The following is a 15,897-nucleotide window of genomic DNA, read 5'->3' as shown; positions in this document are numbered from 1 at the left end:
CCGACCGACCCGACCGAAGCGCTCCGCCCGACCGAAGGGAACCCCTCATGGACCTCACCGTTCTCGGCGGCGGGCACGGCGCCTTCGCCGCGGCGGCCTCGCTCGCGGAGCGCGGCCACACCGTGCGCTGGTGGCGCCGCGACGCCCCGGCCCTGACCGCGCTGCGGGAGCGGGGCGCCCTCCGTCTCCGCGACCACCGGGGGCTGCGGCGGATCCCGGTGGTCGCCGCGGCCCGCCCCGGGGCGATCCACGCCGAGCCGGACCTCGCGGCGGCGGTGCGCGGCGCACGGCTCGTGGTCGTGCCCCTGCCGGCGACCGCGCACGAGGAGTTGGCGGCCCGGGTGGCGCCGCTGCTCGGCGACGGTCAGGTGGTCCTCCTGCCGCCCGGCACCTTCGGCACGGTGCTCTTCGCGAAGGCCATGGCCGCGGCGGGCAACCGCGCCGGCACCGTCTTCGCCGAGAGCGGCACGCTGCCCTACCTGGCCCGTACGCGCGGCCCGGACGAGGTGGCGGTCAGCGCGTACGCCACCCGGCTGCCCACCGGCGTCCTCCCCGCCCGCTCGGCCGCTGCCGCCTTCCGGGTACTGCGGCAGGCGTATCCGGCCGTCGAGCCGGTCGGGGACTGCCTCAGCGGGGCGCTGATGAACGCGGGCCCCGTGATCCACCCACCGCTGCTCCTGATGAACGCCGGGCCCCTGGAGCACGGCGCCTCCTGGGACCTCCACGACGAGGGCACCCAGCCGTCGGTGCGGCGGGTGACCGACGCCCTCGACGCCGAACGGATCGCGGTGCGCGAGGCGTTGGGGTACGGCCCCCCGCACTTCCCGCTCGCCGACCACTACGCGACGGCGGGCGAGGAGTGGATGTACGGGCGCGGCGCGCACGGGAAACTCACCGGCAGCGGCGACTGGCGGGAGCCGATCGACCTGCTCGGCCACCGCTACCTGCGGGAGGACACCTGCCTCGGCCTGTCGTTCCTGGTGTCCGTGGGCCGGTGGGCGGGGTGCCCCACGCCCGTCGCGCAGGGCCTGCTGAGCCTCGCCTCCGCCGTCACCGGCACCGATCTGTACGCCCGGGGCCGCACGCTGGAGTCGCTGGCTCTCGCCGGTCTGCCCCGCCCCGCACTCACGAAGCTGCTGGACGAAGGGTTCCCGGTATGACGGATGAGGCGCACCCCTGTGTGGTGGTGGTCGGCGCGGGCCGTATGGGGCAGGGCATCGCCCTCGCCTTCCTTTCCGCGGGGACGGACGTGACGCTGGCGGACGTCAAGGAGACGGACGAGGACCGCGCGCCCTACCGGCGGGCGGCGAGGCGGGAGGTCCTGGACCGCCTGGCCGCGCGGCCCGCCCCCGCGTCCGGGCGGGCGCCGCGGCTCACCGTGTGCGGCCGCGCGGCCGCCGAGGAGCGGCTCGCCGGGGCGGACGTGGTGTTCGAGGCGGTCCCCGAGGTGCTGGAGGTCAAGCGCTCCGTCCTGTCCTGGATCGACGCCGTCGCCTCCGGCTCGGCGGTCATCGCGTCCACCACCTCGACGTTCCTCGTCACCGAGCTCGCCGCGCCGTTCGGCGACGGCAGCCGCGTCGTGAACGCCCACTGGCTCAACCCCGCCGAACTCATGCCGCTGGTCGAGGTCAGCCGCGGTGAGCGGACCGATCCGGGCGCGGTGAGCCGGCTGACCGGACTGCTGCGGCGGATCGGCAAGGTCCCCGTCGTCTGCGGGCCGGCGCCCGGCTACATCGTCCCCCGGCTCCAGGTCCTCGTGATGAACGAAGCCGCGCGGATGGTCGAGGAAGGCGTCGCGAGCGCCGCCGACATCGACCGGGCCGTCCGCGCCGGCTTCGGCCCGCGCTTCTCCGTGCTGGGACCGCTCGAATTCATCGACTGGGGCGGCGGCGACACCCTGTACTACGCGTCGCGCTACCTCGCCGCCGCCCTGGGCGACCGCTTCCGCGCACCGGACGTGGTCGAGGAGAACATGCGGTCCCGCCGCCGGGGCCCGCAGGACGGCACGGGCTTCTACGACTACGCGCCCGAGGACGTCCCCGCGTACCGGGCGGCCCGGCTGCGGGAGTTCGAGGAGCTGCTGCGCCTCAGAGAGACCGAACTGCGCGCCGACGCCCCCTTTCCGGAACGGCCCGCCGCGCCACCGGAACACGACTGACGGACGGCGGGCGGCGGGCGGCGGACCATGGGCGGGCGGGTCACGGCCGGCACGGCGCCGTCGCCCCGTCCGCCCGGCCGGACCCGGACTGCGCGCAACCGGCCGGACCCGGCCCCCTCTTGCGCAACCACCCGGCCCTGCACGGGCCCGCCGGCCGGCCCGAACCGCCCGGCACGCACCGCCCCGCCTCGGACGCGACCGGCCGGCCCCGGACCCGGACTGCGCGACACCCCGGACCCGGCCGCCTCTCACGAAGCCGCCGGGCCCAGTCCCTACCGGCCCTACCCGCGCCGGCCCGTCCCCCTCTTCCGTGCCGACCTCTCGCGTCCCTCCGCCTGCTTCAGCCGCCACTCGCGGCGCATCTCGGCCCGGAGGCGGACATCGGTCTTCGCCACGATGCGGCGGTTCTCGCGTTGCAGCTTGCGGTAGCTGTCCAGGCGGCGGACGGCCAGCCGGCCGTCCTCGACCGCGTCCCGGACCGCGCAGTCCGGCTCCGTGCCGTGCGCGCAGTCGGGGAAGCGGCACCGCGCGGCCAACTCCTCGACATCGGCGAACGTACGGCTGAGCCCGCCCTCGGCGTCGTACATACCGACGCCCCGCAGCCCCGGGGTGTCGATCAGGACGCCCCCGCCGGGCAGCGGCAGCAGATCGCGGGTCGTGGTGGTGTGCCGGCCCTTGCCGTCGCGGTCGCGGATGGCCTGCACCCGCTGCGCGGCCCGGCCGGCGAGGACGTTGGCGAGCGTCGACTTACCGGCGCCGGACCGGCCCAGCAACACCGCGGTCCGGCCGGCCAACGCGGCGGCCAGCGCCTCGGTGCCCTCCCCCGTCCCGGCGCTCACAGCCAGCACCCGCACCCCCGGCGCCGCGCCTTCGGCGTCCGCGACGAGCTGCGCCGCGCACGCCGCGTCCGTCACGAGATCCGCCTTGGTCAGCGCCAGCAGCGGCTGTGCGCCGCTCTCCCAGGCGAGGGAGACGAACCGTTCGACACGGTCCAGGTCGAGCGGTTCGGCGAGCGAGACCGCGATCACCGCGTGATCGGCGTTGGCGGCGAGGATCTGCCCGTCCGACCGCTTCGACGACGTCGACCGCACGAACGCGGTACGGCGCGGCAGCAACGCCCGGACGAGCCCGTCGAGATGCGGACCGACCCGGCCGTTCTCCAGGTCGATGACGGCCCAGTCACCGGTGCACGGCACCCGCAGCGGATCGCCGGTCGCCACCGGCGCGGTGTCCACGAGCACGGTCCGCACACCGGCGCCGTCCGGCACCACGGCGTCCACCCGGCCACGGTCGACCCGGATGATCCGGCCGGGGACGAAACCACGCCCGGCGTACGGCGCGAAGCCGTCCGCGAAGCCGTCGTCCCAGCCGTACGCGGCGAGCGTCGGCGCGGCACCGGAAGCGGGCGCCCCGGTGACGGCGGGGCGGGGTGAGGGGCCGTCCGCGGCAGCCGCGGACGGAGAAGAGGAGGAAGCGGATGGGGAGGAAAGCAGGGAAGACAAGACAGGCCCTTCGCACGGGCCCCGGCCGCACGCCCCGGCCCGGGATACGGGCGGGCGTGGGGTGACGGCGTGCGCCGTCGGTGGTGGGTCAGCCGGTGGCCACGGAGGTGGACGGAATGAGCTTCTGGAACGGGGCGTTGCCCCTCGCAACGGCAGCCATCAGCCGCACCTCCCTCTTCACCTGCGACGAAGCCCCGTCGGCATCGTCCGCAACGCCTCGACGGTAGCCCGCGGGCGCTCGCCCGCACCACCGGTTTTCCCCGGGCCGGTACGCGGCGGGCGGCCCGCCGCGTACGGCCTCCTCACGGCAGCTCCCCCCGTCCCTCCGCGCCGCTCTCGCGCAGGGCTTGCAGGGCCAGGGCGCGTTGGTCGGGGTGGGCGTCGGCACCGGGGAGGGTGAGGACGGTGCGGAACTGTTCGCGGGCCTCCGGGACGCGGCCGGCGGCGGAGTAGGTGCGGCCCAGGCGGTAGCGGATGTCCATCTCCAGGCGGTCGCGGTGGGGTTCGGAGAGCGGGGAGAGCGTGGCGTGGCGGGCGAGGGCCTGGTGGTGGAGGGCGGTGGCGGCGGGGAGGTTGCCGGCGCCGTGTTCGGCGGAGCCCATGCGGGTCAGGATGATCGCGTGCAGCAGGACGTCGCCGGAGCGCTGCGCGAGGTCGGCGGCGTGCCGGTAGAGCGCGCGGGCCTCGCCGAAGTGGCCGAGGTCGAGGTGGACGTCGGCGGTGGCGGCGAGGGTCTTGCCGATCATGCGGGGGCGGCCGTTGGCCTCGGCGTGGGTGAGGGCGGCGGTGTAGCAGGCCAGCGCCTGTTCGTGGCGGCGCCGGGTGTGGTGGAGGGCGCCGAGGACGCACAGGCCCATCGCGTTGAGCCAGTGGTCGCCGAGGCGGCGGGCGACGGCCAGCGCGGCGGTGAGGTGGACGAGGGCATGCTCGGGGCGGCCGGCGTGGAGTTCGGCGGCGCCGAGCCCGCCGAGGGCCCGTGCCTGTTCGCGCAGGTCGGCGCGGGCGCCGTCGAGTTGCAGCACCTCGGTGAACCAGGCGCGTCCCTGTTCGTGGCGGCCCTGGTAGACGTCGGTGATGCCCATGCAGTTGCGCAGGGCGCCGGGCATCCGCGGGTCGCCGGACGCGTCGGCGTGGGCGAGCGCGGTGCGCAGCGCGCCGCGGCACTCGTGGTAGCGGCCCCGGCGGGCGAAGTAGTCGCTGAGGGCTTCGGCGATCCAGCACGCGTGGTCGCTCTCGCCGAGGGCGGCGGCGTGCGCGACGACGTCGGCGAGTTCGCCGCCCGCCGCGTCCAGCCAGCCGTCGGCGTCCTGCCAGTCGGTGAACGCGGCGGTGGGCCGCGGGCCGGTGGGGAAGCCCTCGGGGCCCCAGTCGCTGGTGATGCGGCCCGCGTCGAGGTAGAGCCGCAGTCCGGCGGTGCGGGCGGCCGCGGTCTCGTCGGGGTGTTCGGCCGCGAGCCGCCGGGCGTGCGCCCGTACCAGGTCGTGCAGGCGGTAGCGGCCGGGCCCCGGCTGGTGCAGCAGGCTGGCGTCGACCAGGCCCTCCAGGAGGCGTTCGGCCTCCTGGGGCGGGCGGTGGAGCATCGCCGCCGAGGTGCGGACGTCGAACTCGACGGTGGGGGCGGCGCCGAGCGCCCGGAAGCCGCGCCGCTGCTCCGGCGCGAGATGGTCGTAGGAGAGCCGGAAGGCGGCCTCCACGCTGCGGTCCCCGGCGCGCAGTTCGCCCAGCCGGTGGTCGTCGCCCGTCATCCGCTCCACCAGCGAGGCAAGGGTCCAGGAGGGGCGGGTCTGGAGGCGGGCGCCGGCGATGCGCAGGGCCAGCGGGAGGCCGTCGCAGAGGCGGACCAGTTGCCGGGTGGCGGCCGGTTCGCGGTCGGCGCGGGCGGCGCCGATCAGGTCGCGCAGGAGGGCCAGACCGGCGTCGCCGCCGAGGGGTTCGAGGGTGACGCGGCGGTCGGCGTCGAGTCCGGGCAGCCGACGGCGGCCCGCGACGAGGACGATGCTGCCGGGGCCGGCGGGCAGCAGCGGCCGTATCTGTCCGGCGTCGCGTACGTCGTCGAGGACGAGGAGGAGGCGCCGGGCGCTGGTGGCGGCGCGCCAGGCGGCGGTCAGGTCGTCGAGGTCCTCGGGGACCTCGCTGCCGGGCGCGCCGACCGCGCGCAGCAGGCGGCGCAGCACCCGGCGCGGGTCGTGGGGGCGGCGGTCGGCGCTGTGGGTGCGCAGGTCGGCGAAGAGGCAGCCGTCGGGGTGGCGATCGCGCAGGGTGCGGGCGGTGTGCAGGACGAAGGCGCTCTTGCCGACGCCCGCGACGCCGTCGACGGCGAGGACGGTGACGCCGCCGGAGGGCAACTCCTCGGTGAGGGCGGCCAGTTCCGGTGCCCGGCCGATGAGGCGGGCGGGTCCGGCGGGGAGGTCGTCGACGGCGGGGCGGGGCGCCGGGGCGGGCAGTGGGGTGGTGCCGGACGGGCGGCTCTGCGGGGCGCGCAGCCGTTCGTCGTCGCGGCGCAGGACCGCCTGGTGGGTGCGGCGCAGTTCCTCGCCCGGGTCGACGCCGAGTTCGTCGCGCAGGCGGGTGCGCATCTCCTGGTGGACGGCGAGCGCCGCGGCCTGCTGTCCGCCGGCGTAGAGGGCGCGCATCCGCAGCGCCGCCAGTGCCTCGTCGTACGGGTCGGCGGCGCAGAGCGCGGCGAGGCCGTCGAGGGTTTCGGCGGCGCGGCCGAGGTCCACGAGGCAGGCCAGCCGGTCGCGGCGGAGTGCGGGGCGGTGGCGGGCGAGACGCTGCCGTTCGGCGTGGGCGAAGGGGCCCGGCAGGCCGCTCAGCGGTTCGTCGCCGAGGAGGGCGAGGGCCGCGGCGAGGCGGTCGGCGGCGGTGGCCGCCTCGCCGGCGGTGCGGGCGCGGTGGGCGGCGGCGGTGTGGGCGGCCAGTTCCGCGGTGTCGAGGAGGACGCCTTCGGTGCACAGGAGGTAGCCGCCGCGGTCGCTGCGGATCACCGACCGGGCGGGCAGGGTGCCCGGCGGGTCGAGGGCCTTGCGCAGCGGATAGACGTAACTGGGCAGCACCCGGCGGCCGGTGGGCGGCGGGTGGGCGCCCCATACGTCGTCGAGGAGTTGCTCATGGCTGACGCGGGTGTCCGGCCGCAGGACCAGGGCCGCCAGGACCGCCCGCCGCCGGGCCGGCCCCAGCCGCAGCGGCACCCCGTCCCGCCAGGCCCGTACGGGCCCCAGCACCGCGATCCGCCACCGTCCGCCGCCGTCTCCCGCGAAGTCTCCGCTCACGTCCGTCCCCCTGTCGGCATCAACGGAATTTCATCGGCATTTCAGCACCGGCCGCAAGGGTGTGCGCGTCACCACCGGCCGCCACCGGGGGACACGGGGGAACACGGGGGACGGCGATGGCAGGCAGCGGGCGTGACGTGTGGGGCGTGCGCCCCTGCCGTGCTTCCGGTGCCTTCGGCATGTGCGCCCGGGGGCCGGGCCCGTACCGCCCGGCGCGCCCCTTTCCCGGCCCGTCGGGCTCCTCCGCTCCGCCCGCCGCCCGGCGGGCCCCGGTGACGCATCCGGACTTCTCGCGGCACGCGCACCGGCCGTGCCGCCTTTCGACCTGGAGGTCATGTTGAGCGAGCACCGCACCAGCCGACGGAACGTGCTGAAGGCCGTCGGCGGGGTCTCCGCCGCGCTGGCGCTCGGCGGGGCGGGGGTCCTGTCGGCCGCCGGTCCGGCCGGCGCGGCGCCTGGCGACGGTTCCGGGCTGCGTATCGTCCAGCGCGACGAGCACGACTCCCGGATGTGGTTCTACCGGTTCGCGACCGACGCGATCGGCTGGCAGCCCGCCGTCAACGTCCTGCTGCCCGACGACTACCACACCGGCGAGCGCACCTACCCCGTCCTCTACCTCTTCCACGGCGGCGGCACCGATCAGGACTTCATGTCCTGGGACCGGCTGCCGGAGGGCGGTATCCGCGCCTGGACCGCGGGGAAGCCGCTGATCGTCGTCATGCCCGACGGCGGCCACGCCGGGTGGTACTCGGACCCGGTCAACTCCCACGCGGGGCCGCGGAACTGGGAGACGTTCCACATGGCCCAGCTGATGCCGTGGGTGGAGGCGAACTTCCGGACGTACGCGGAGTACGACGGCCGGGCCGTGGCCGGGTTCTCCATGGGCGGCTTCGGTGCGCTCAAGTACGCGGCGAAGTACCCCGACCGCTTCGCGTCGGTCAGCGCGCACTCCGGACCGCCCAGCCTCCGCCGTGATCTGGGCGCCGTCGCCAACTGGGCGAACGTCTCGGCCGCCGCCCTCGACCTGGCGGGCGGCACGATCTACGGCGCGCCGCTGTGGGACGAGGCGAAGGTCAGCGCCGACAACCCGATGGAGCACCTGGACAGCTACCGCGGCAAGCGGGTCTTCCTGGTCGCCGGGACGAGCCCCAACCCGGTCGACCCGTTCGACCTGCTCAACGAGACCGAGGTGCTGCGCGGCCAGCAGGAGTTCAAGGCCGCGCTGGACGGCGCCGGGATCCGGTACGAGGCGTTCGAGGAGCCGGGCGGTCACTTCGTCCGGCCGGAGCGGGCGCGGAACGACATCGACGGCATCGTCGCCCGGCTCAAGAAGGCGTGACGCGCCGGGGCGGCCGGGTGAGGCGGGCCCGGCCGCCCCGCGTCACTCCGCGGCGCCCGCGGCGGTGAAGTAGCCGCTGGGGGTGGTGCCGAGGGTGCGGCGGAACATCGCGGTGAAGGCGCTGGGGGTGGCGTAGCCGAGGGCCCCGGCGACGGCGGTGACGGGGGTGCCGGCGGCCAGCAGGGTGACGGCGTGCAGCAGCCGGGCCTGCTGGACCCAGCGGGCGGGCGTCATGCCCGTCGCGGCGGTGAAGCGGCGGTGCAGACCGCGGGGGCTGAGGTGGGCGCGGGCGGCGAGGTCGGCGGTGGACCAGCGGGCGCCCGGGTCACGGCGGATCGCCGCGCAGAGCCCGGCCAGATCGGCGTCGCCGGGGGCCGGGAGGTGGAGTGCGGGCAGCGGTTCGGGGGCGAGCTGGAGCAGGAGCAGCCGCATCAGCGCGCCGTCGCGGCCGTCGGGGTCGTAGGCGACGGGGATGCGGGTGGCCTCGTCGATGAGTTCGCGCAGCAGCGGGGTGACGGGGACGACGGCGGGGTCGGCGGGGAGGTGTGCGGCGGCGGCCGGGTCGATGTAGAGGGTGCGCATCGCGACGGCTCCGGCGCAGGTCATCGCGTGGGTGAGACCGGCCGGGAGCCAGGCGGCGCGGGTGGCGGGGACGATCCAGGTGCCGTGGGCGGTGGTGACGGTGATGGCGCCGGTGGTGCCGTAGAGGAGTTGGTGGCGGCGGTGGCGGTGCGGCGGGATGTGGTGGCCGTCGGGGAGGTCGCGGGCCATCGCGGCCAGCGGCCTGGGGACGTGCTGGTAGTCGTCCCGGTCCTCGCTCTTGCCGTACACCGCGCCCGCTCCTTCCGGTCGGCGGGTGGTGGGCCCGCCGCTCCCGGCAGTTTCTCGACAGGGGACGGCCGGGGCTCGAAAGTATGCCGCGCAAAGGCGCCCTAGCGTCGGTCGCTGTGACTCACTCCACTCCTTCTGCCCAGGTCAGCGGCGGTGCGCCGGGCTTCGGGCCGGGGCCGGGCGGCCGGTCGCCGGTGCCGCTGCTGGCCCTCGCCGCCGCCGTCACGGCCGCCAACGTCTATCTCAACCAACCGCTGCTGGACGCCGTCGCCCGGTCGCTGGGCGCGGACGCCGGGACGCTCGGGGCGCTGCCCACCGTCACCCAGGCGGGGTACGCGGTGGGCATCGCGCTGCTGGTGCCGGCGGGCGACAGCCATGACCGGCGGCGGCTGATCCTGAGGCTCGGGTGGGGGTCGGCGGCGGCGCTCGCGGTGTGCGCGGTGGCGCCGTCGGTGGGGTGGCTGCTGGTGGCGGGGTTCGCGCTCGGGGTGCTGTCGCCGGTGCCGCAGTTGCTGACCCCGCTGGCGGTGGCGCTGGCGGACGCGGCGGACGGCCCGGCGGCGGGCCGGGGCCGGATCGTCGGCACGGTGCAGGGCGGACTGCTCGTCGGGGTGCTGGCCTCGCGCGCGTACGCGGGGGCGCTGGCGGATCTGGCGGGCTGGCGGGCGGTGTACGCCGTGTCGTGTGCGCTGACGCTGGGGCTGATGGCGGTGTTGCGGCGGACGCTGCCGGGGCTGCCGGTGCCGCCCGCGACGGGTTCCGGCTACCGCGCCACGCTCGCCTCGCTCCCTGGGCTGTGGTGGCGGCCGGTGGTGCGGGTGGTGACGGTGTCGGGCGCGCTGGTGGGGGTGGCGTTCGGGGCGTTCTGGACGGCGTTGACGTTCCTGCTGGCGCGGGGGCACGGGCTGGATCCGGCACGGATCGGGCTGTTCGGGCTGGTGGCCGCGGCGAGCGCGGCGGCGTCGCCGTCCGCGGGGCGGCTGGCGGAGCGGTGGGGGCGGCGCGGGGCCCTGGCGGCACTGACCTCGCTGGTGGTCGCCGGGTGGCTGGTGCTGCTGCCGGGGACCGGTTCGCTGTGGTGGGTGATCGCCGGTGTGATCGTGCTGGACGTGGGGGTGTGGGGTGGTCAGGCGGCGATGCAGACGGTGCTGTTCCGGCTGGACGGGGCGGAGCACAACCGCCTCAACACCCTCTATTTCACGCTGCGGTTCTGCGGGATCGCGACCGGTTCGCTGTGCGGGGCGCTGGCCTGGACGGCGGGCGGCTGGCCGGCGGTGGTGACGGCCGGGTGCGCCGCCGCCCTCGCCGGTCTCCTCGTCGGCCTGCTGCCGGCGCGGGGCGCGGAGCGGTGACGGTGCCGCCGGGGCCCGTACGCGGACGGGCCCCGGCGGCGGGCGTCACGCCGTGGCGCGCGGCGCCTTCGGGTAGAACTCGCGCGGGCGGCCCCGGCCGTCCTTGAGGCGGCCGAGGAGGCCCGCCGGGTACTCCAGCAGCCAGTAGCTGAGCCAGGCGAAGGGCAGCGCCGCCGCGAGGACGATCAGCACGGCGAGCGGGAAGCCCGCCTGGGTGGCCGGGAGCAGTCCGGCGCGGTGCAGTTGGAGCATGACCGGCTCGTGCCAGAGGAAGAGGCTGTAGCTGACCAGTCCGACCGCGGTGAGCCAACGGGCCGTCAGGAAGCGGTTCCAGACGGTGCGCCGGCGTACCCGCAAGGTGGCGAAGAGCAGTACCGCCCAGAGCCCGGAGGCCAGCGGGTGGTAGTAGGTGAAGGCCGCGTTCTCCGGGGCGGAGAGCAGCGACAGGCCGTACAGCGCGGCGAGTACCGCGGCGGTCAGCGGCAGGGCGACGGCGCGGCGCGGCCGGCCCCGTTCGCCCAGCGCGGTGGCGAGCACCGCGAGCCCCATCCCGGCGGCGAACCCGCCGCACCGCGCGGCCGGGCCGAAGTACACCACCCAGTCGGTGTGCGGGACGCCGAACGCCTGGTGGGCGACGGTGATCCAGATCCACGGGAGCGCGTACAGCGCCGCGCAGCCCGCCGCGCACACGGCGATACGGGCGCCGCGCCGCCGCAGCGGGCGGCAGAGGCGCACCGCGAGCGGCCCGAGGACGACGAGGGCGAGGTAGAAGCAGACCTCCAGCGACAGCGACCAGCTCGGGCCGAGCGTGTAGAAGATCCGCCGCTGGTCGAAGAGGTGCGTGAAGGTGAGGTGTTCGGCCAGGTCCCGCCAGTCGCCGGGCAGGTCCGGGTTGCGCAGCGCCCAGACGGTGCAGACGGCGAGGACGTACAGCGGCAGGATGCGCACGGCGCGGCGGAAGAGGAAGACGCGGGCGGTGCGGACGGCGCCGCCGTCGATGGCGGCGCGGGCGTACGAGAGGGTCAGCAGGTACGCGGACATCACGAAGAACAGGTCGATGACCTCGAACGACAGGGCCGCGCCGACCAGGGGCTGATCGATCGGCGGATGGCTGCCGGACGCGTCGTAGCGGTGGTATTGCTGCCAGACGTGGAAGAGGACGGTGCTCAGCGCGGCGAGTCCGCGCAGCCCGTCGAGATCGGAGGCGCGGCCGGTGGCCGGTGCGGGCGCGGTGGCGGCGGGCGGTGCGGTGGCGGCGGGCGGTGCGGTGGCGGTGGTCATCGGCGGGCCACCGCCTGTGCGGCGGCCCGCGGGGTGACCCGCCACTGGCGGTCGCCGAGCGCCTCCTTCAGGTGCGACTGCCGGGCCACGATGTTCTTGAAGTGGCTGTAGAGGACGGTCGAGACGGCGAAGTAGAACCAGAACCACGGCGTACGGCGGCGGATCTCCGGCACCGCGAGCCGCCGGGCGAAGAGCGCCTGCACCGGGCCCGCGGAGAGCGTCAGCAAGGTGGCGAGGACGCCGACCGGCACCGCCCAGTCCAGGTGGGTGGGGCCACCCGCGCGCCAGCAGGCGTACAGCAGCACCGGCAGGATCTGGAGGGTCAGCCAGGGCTGTACCTCGCGCCAGCCGAGCAGCACGAACAGGCCGAGCTTCTGCCGGGCGGTGAGGACCGGTGACCGCAGCGCCCGCCACAGGTGGGCGAGGGTGACCTGGAGCCAGCCCTGGGCCCAGCGGGTGCGCTGGTTCCACAGGGCGGTGGTGGTGGTCGGCGCCAGTTCGCGGGAGATCAGGGTGCGGTCGACGGCGAAGCGGGCGCCCTCGCCGAGCGCGCGGAGGGTCGCGTCGATGTCCTCGGTGAGCATCGAGCCGTGCATCCGGGTGCGGGCCAGCAGATCGGTGCGCCAGAAGCCGTTGGAGCCGCCGAAGAGCCCGAAGCCGTAGAGGCGGGTGCGCCCCGGGTGGCTGACCGCGTAGATCGCCTCGAACTCGACGGCGACGAGCCGGGCGATCCGGGAGCTGTCGCCGTTGCGGATCACGCAGTGGCCCTGCACCACGTCGTAGCCGTTGGACAGCCAGTGCCAGGCGTCGCGGAAGGCGGTGGGCGCCGGGTGGTGGTCGGCGTCGAAGATGCCGACGAACTCACCGCGCACCCGCGTCACCGCCGCGTTGACGTTCTGCGCCTTGGAGGTGGACCCGGCGACGGGCAGCAGCACCAGCCGCGGATCGCGCCGGGCGATCTCCCGCAGGGTCTCCTCGACCGGCAGCGGATGCGGGGTGTTGTACGCGAGGACGATCTCCAGCTCGCCCGGGTACTCCAGGCGCAGGAACGACTCGACGGTCTCGACGAGCGTCGCCGCCTCGTTCGGCAGATACGCGGCGATGACGGCGCTGGCCGGCGGATAGGGCGCGCCGGGCTTCTCGGGCCGCTCGTCGGCGTCGAGCGAGAAGAGGCATTCGACGACGATGAGCAGCGCGGAGAGCACCAGTCCGGCGACGACCACCCAGTACATCGCGGAGCCCAGCTCCCAGCCGAGCGCGTGGGTCTGCCGGTAGAGGGCGTACGGCACGCCGACGCCGAGGAGCAGCGAGAGCGCCGGGGAGAGGGCGGACAGCGGCGGGCGCAGCAGCGAGCCGAGGGTGCGGCGGGGGCGGCGGTGTTCGGCGCCGCGCATCCAGGCGGCGTGCCGGACGGGCCGCAGATCGCGGTGGCGCTGCGCCTCGGTGGCGGCGTCGGCGGCGAGCCGCGGGCCCCGGTCGGCGTCGGGGCAGGCGCCGAGCGGCAGCCAGCCGATGGCCGGGGTGAGGCGGACGTGTTCGTCGGCGACGACGAAGCGGGTCCCGGCGACGGTGGTGGCGAAGCGTTCCAGGGCGCGGCGGGCGGCGTCCTCGCCGACACCGGGCAGCAGCATCAGCAACTGCCCGTCCTCGTCCCAGCCGAAGCGGTCGCAGGCGCCGCCGAGCCGTTCGGCGACCCCGGCGAGACGTTCGGCGACCTCGCGGCGCACCCGCGGGCCGAGCCGCGCCTCCAGGGCGGCCATCTCGGCGACGGCGACGACGGCGAGCGCCCCGCCGCCGCGTCCGCCCTCGGGCCGCCGCAGCTCACGGTCGAGTTCGGCGCGGAAGTGACGGTGTGAGTAGAGCCCGGTCCGCGGGTCGAGGAGGAGGTTCTCGACGGGCACCGGCACGCGGCGCAGCTTGGCCTCGATACGGGCGGCGAGTTCGGCGGGCGCCGAGGCTTCCGGGACGCAGTCGTCGGCGCCGTGGCGCAGGACGGCGGCGACGTCCGCGTCGCCGACCACGATCAGCGGCAGCGCCCGGCCCGCGGGGCCGGTGCGTATCTCCCGGACGACGTCGAGCGCGGGGCACGGCTGCGGGGGTGCGGCGGGAGCCTCCTGTCCGGCGACGTCCGGGGCGGGGCCGAGGGCGACGACGGCGTCCGGCGGCGCCTGGCCGACGTGGTCGGCGACGCCGCCGGGCGCGGCGTGGCGGACGGTGTGGCCGGTGGTGGTCAAGGTGGCGGTGAGCCGGTCGCGGCGGGGCCCGGGGGCGCCGACGAGGAGGATGTGTCCGGTGGTGCGGTGAGTGGGCCCGTGCGGAGGCGCGGCCGGTTCGGGCGGGCGCGGGGCGGTGGGTGCGGGGTGCGAGGTGAGCACCGGTGAGGGTCCTTTCTTGCCACGGTCGGGGCCGGGCCGCGGGCCGGCCGGGGCCGCGCCGTCCTGGTGCGGCGCCCCGGTCACGGGGCCGCGCGGACGGCGCGCCCCGCGGTCCGGCGGCGGCCCGGTCCGGGTCAACTGCCGTGTCGCTGGCGCGCGTTCCCCCACGGCGCGGCGCCGTACGCGGACGGGTCCGCGGGGTGCCGGCCGGGGGGAACGGGGCTATTCGCGCGCTCTCGTCCGCGCGCGCGGCGCGACAGGGCGGACGGCCGGGTGTCGCACCGCACCCGGCCTGTTTGCTGAATACATGACCATCCCGTGGACGTGATCACATCCATGGGGCGCGGCACGGCGGGGCAAGGGGCACCCGCGCACCGCGGCGCACCGCGCGCGGGCGCGGTCCGGCGGAGTTCGCATATCGAGGTCCCATCCTGATCGGATCGTGGGGGGAGGACCGGATGTCACAACACCGGGCGGCCTGCGGCCACCTCGGCAACGTCAGCCTCACGGACCACTGTGAAGCCGCACCGTCATTCACGTAACGCTCTTGTGACGCCGGGGTGTTGACCCCGCCGCGGCCGGGAGCGGGGGCGGCCGGTGGACCGGCCCCGGCCGGTGTGATCAGCTGACGCTGTGGAATCCGTCATCGCCAGCGCCGTAGCCGTCCTGGGAACCCTCCTCGGCTCCGCGCTCACCCTGGTGTCCCAGCGGCGCGCCGGCGACCGGGAGCGCCACTTCGCCCGGCGCGAGCAGCTCCGGCAGGAGCGGCTCGACGCCTGCTCCGCCTATGCGGGCGCCCTGCTGAACTACCGGCGCTGCCTGGTGCACCTCTGGTTCTGCACACACGAACAGCCCCCGCCCGAGGACCCCGGCGCGGTCCGTCTCCGCTCCTACGACCTGCGCAACCAGGCCCAGGAGGCGCTGTTCCGGGTGCGGATGCTCACGGACGACGAGTTGGGCCGGACGGCACAGGAGGTGCTCTCCGGCATCACCGCGATCCCCCGGGCGGACAGCCGGCAGGAGTTGGAGGCGCGCCGCATCCGGACCCGCGACGCCATCGACGACCTGGTCACGGCTGCCGGCCAACGCCTCTGAGCGACCCGGCAGGCCACCCCGGCGATCGCGACACGAGAGCCCAACCCCCGTACCGGCGAAGGCAGTTCACCCGAAGCACCGCTCGGAGCCCGGGAACTCACCCCCGGCGCGCGCTCCCGTCCAGCAGCTCCGCGACGAGGCCGCGGACGTACGGCTCGTCCGTGCCGGGGAGGGAGAAGACGACGCGGAAGTAGAGCGGGGCGACGATCCGGTCCAGGACCCGCTCCAGGGACGGGGGCGTTTCACCGCGTTCGCGCGCCGCGTCGAGGACGGGGCGGAAGCGGTCGCTGACCCGGCGCAGGCAGTCCCGCAGTCCGGCATGGCGTTCGTCGATGCCGGGCGCGACCTCGGCGCGGAAGAACGCGATGCCACCGGGACGGGACAGTTCGGTGAGCGTCCAGAGCGCCTGGCGCTCCAGGTCGGCGCGGAGGTCGCCGACGAGCGGGGGCGCACCGGCGTCGTCGCGGCCCTCGGCGACATCGGCGAGCAGCGCGGCGACGCTGCCCCAACGCCGGTAGAGGGTGCTGGAGTTGACGCCCGCGCGGCGGGCCACGGCAGGGAGGGTGACCTGGTCGGCGCCGCACTCGGCGACCAGGGCGACCGCGGCGTCGTGCACGGCGGCGCGGACGCGGCTGCTGCGGCCACCGGGGCGTTTCGTCGAGGCGTCTGCGTTCACCCCGCCATCTTAAAGC

At 76.1% G+C, this 15,897-nt stretch carries 11 protein-coding genes; 5 read left to right on the top strand and 6 right to left on the bottom strand.

Annotated elements, in window-relative coordinates; translation table 11 throughout:
* Positions 1 to 47: 47 nt before the first annotated feature.
* Both ACZ4M8_RS26970 and ACZ4M8_RS26965 read left to right on the top strand, forming a co-directional pair.
* Complete coding sequence (locus tag ACZ4M8_RS26970) at positions 48 to 1,160, top strand: NAD/NADP octopine/nopaline dehydrogenase family protein (RefSeq protein WP_467611618.1); 1,113 nt, start codon at positions 48 to 50, stop codon at positions 1,158 to 1,160.
* A complete protein-coding gene (locus ACZ4M8_RS26965; RefSeq protein WP_467611616.1) occupies positions 1,157 to 2,158 on the top strand; it encodes a 3-hydroxybutyryl-CoA dehydrogenase in 1,002 nt (333 codons plus the stop codon). Before ACZ4M8_RS26970 ends, ACZ4M8_RS26965 begins: the two co-directional genes overlap by 4 nt.
* 281 nt (positions 2,159 to 2,439) lie before the next feature.
* On the opposite strand, the gene rsgA is transcribed toward ACZ4M8_RS26965, so the two are convergent.
* Together rsgA and ACZ4M8_RS26955 are read right to left on the bottom strand one after the other, a co-directional pair.
* On the bottom strand, positions 2,440 to 3,660 hold the full coding sequence (gene rsgA / locus ACZ4M8_RS26960) for a ribosome small subunit-dependent GTPase A (protein WP_467611614.1): 1,221 nt from the start codon (positions 3,658 to 3,660) through the stop codon (positions 2,440 to 2,442).
* 302 nt (positions 3,661 to 3,962) lie between these two features.
* Positions 3,963 to 6,932: an AfsR/SARP family transcriptional regulator gene (locus ACZ4M8_RS26955; RefSeq protein WP_467611612.1), complete on the bottom strand. Its 2,970-nt coding sequence runs from the start codon at positions 6,930 to 6,932 to the stop codon at positions 3,963 to 3,965.
* 334 nt (positions 6,933 to 7,266) lie between these two features.
* On the opposite strand from ACZ4M8_RS26955, the gene ACZ4M8_RS26950 reads away from it, so the two are divergent.
* Positions 7,267 to 8,271, top strand: coding sequence for an alpha/beta hydrolase (locus ACZ4M8_RS26950; RefSeq protein ID WP_467611610.1), 1,005 nt, complete (start codon positions 7,267 to 7,269; stop codon positions 8,269 to 8,271).
* A gap of 42 nt (positions 8,272 to 8,313) precedes the next feature.
* Here ACZ4M8_RS26950 and ACZ4M8_RS26945 read toward each other — a convergent pair whose 3' ends face one another.
* The gene (locus tag ACZ4M8_RS26945; RefSeq protein WP_467611608.1) at positions 8,314 to 9,102 is read right to left on the bottom strand and encodes an AraC family transcriptional regulator; all 789 of its coding nucleotides are present in this window, start codon (positions 9,100 to 9,102) and stop codon (positions 8,314 to 8,316) included.
* Positions 9,103 to 9,218: 116 nt separating this feature from the next.
* Between ACZ4M8_RS26945 and ACZ4M8_RS26940 the strand changes: the two genes are divergently transcribed.
* Entirely contained in the window at positions 9,219 to 10,454 is a 1,236-nt protein-coding gene (locus ACZ4M8_RS26940) for an MFS transporter (RefSeq protein WP_467611606.1), read from the top strand.
* A gap of 45 nt (positions 10,455 to 10,499) precedes the next feature.
* Here the strand turns inward: ACZ4M8_RS26940 and ACZ4M8_RS26935 are convergent, their stop codons facing one another.
* Positions 10,500 to 11,735, bottom strand: coding sequence for an acyltransferase family protein (locus ACZ4M8_RS26935; protein ID WP_467611604.1), 1,236 nt, complete (start codon positions 11,733 to 11,735; stop codon positions 10,500 to 10,502).
* A complete protein-coding gene (locus tag ACZ4M8_RS26930; protein WP_467611602.1) occupies positions 11,732 to 14,110 on the bottom strand; it encodes a glycosyltransferase in 2,379 nt (792 codons plus the stop codon). Before ACZ4M8_RS26930 ends, ACZ4M8_RS26935 begins: the two co-directional genes overlap by 4 nt.
* Positions 14,111 to 14,743: 633 nt before the next feature.
* Here ACZ4M8_RS26930 and ACZ4M8_RS26925 point away from each other — a divergent pair.
* Positions 14,744 to 15,205, top strand: a complete 462-nt coding sequence (locus ACZ4M8_RS26925) for a hypothetical protein (RefSeq protein WP_467611600.1) — start codon at positions 14,744 to 14,746, stop codon at positions 15,203 to 15,205.
* Positions 15,206 to 15,302: 97 nt separating this feature from the next.
* Here ACZ4M8_RS26925 and ACZ4M8_RS26920 read toward each other — a convergent pair whose 3' ends face one another.
* Positions 15,303 to 15,881, bottom strand: coding sequence for a TetR/AcrR family transcriptional regulator (locus ACZ4M8_RS26920; protein WP_467611598.1), 579 nt, complete (start codon positions 15,879 to 15,881; stop codon positions 15,303 to 15,305).
* Positions 15,882 to 15,897 lie beyond the last annotated feature (16 nt).

The organism is Streptomyces sp. NPDC027185 (assembly GCF_055567035.1).
Note: the sequence above shows the minus strand (reverse complement) of the source record. Positions and strands in the feature narration are given on the sequence as shown.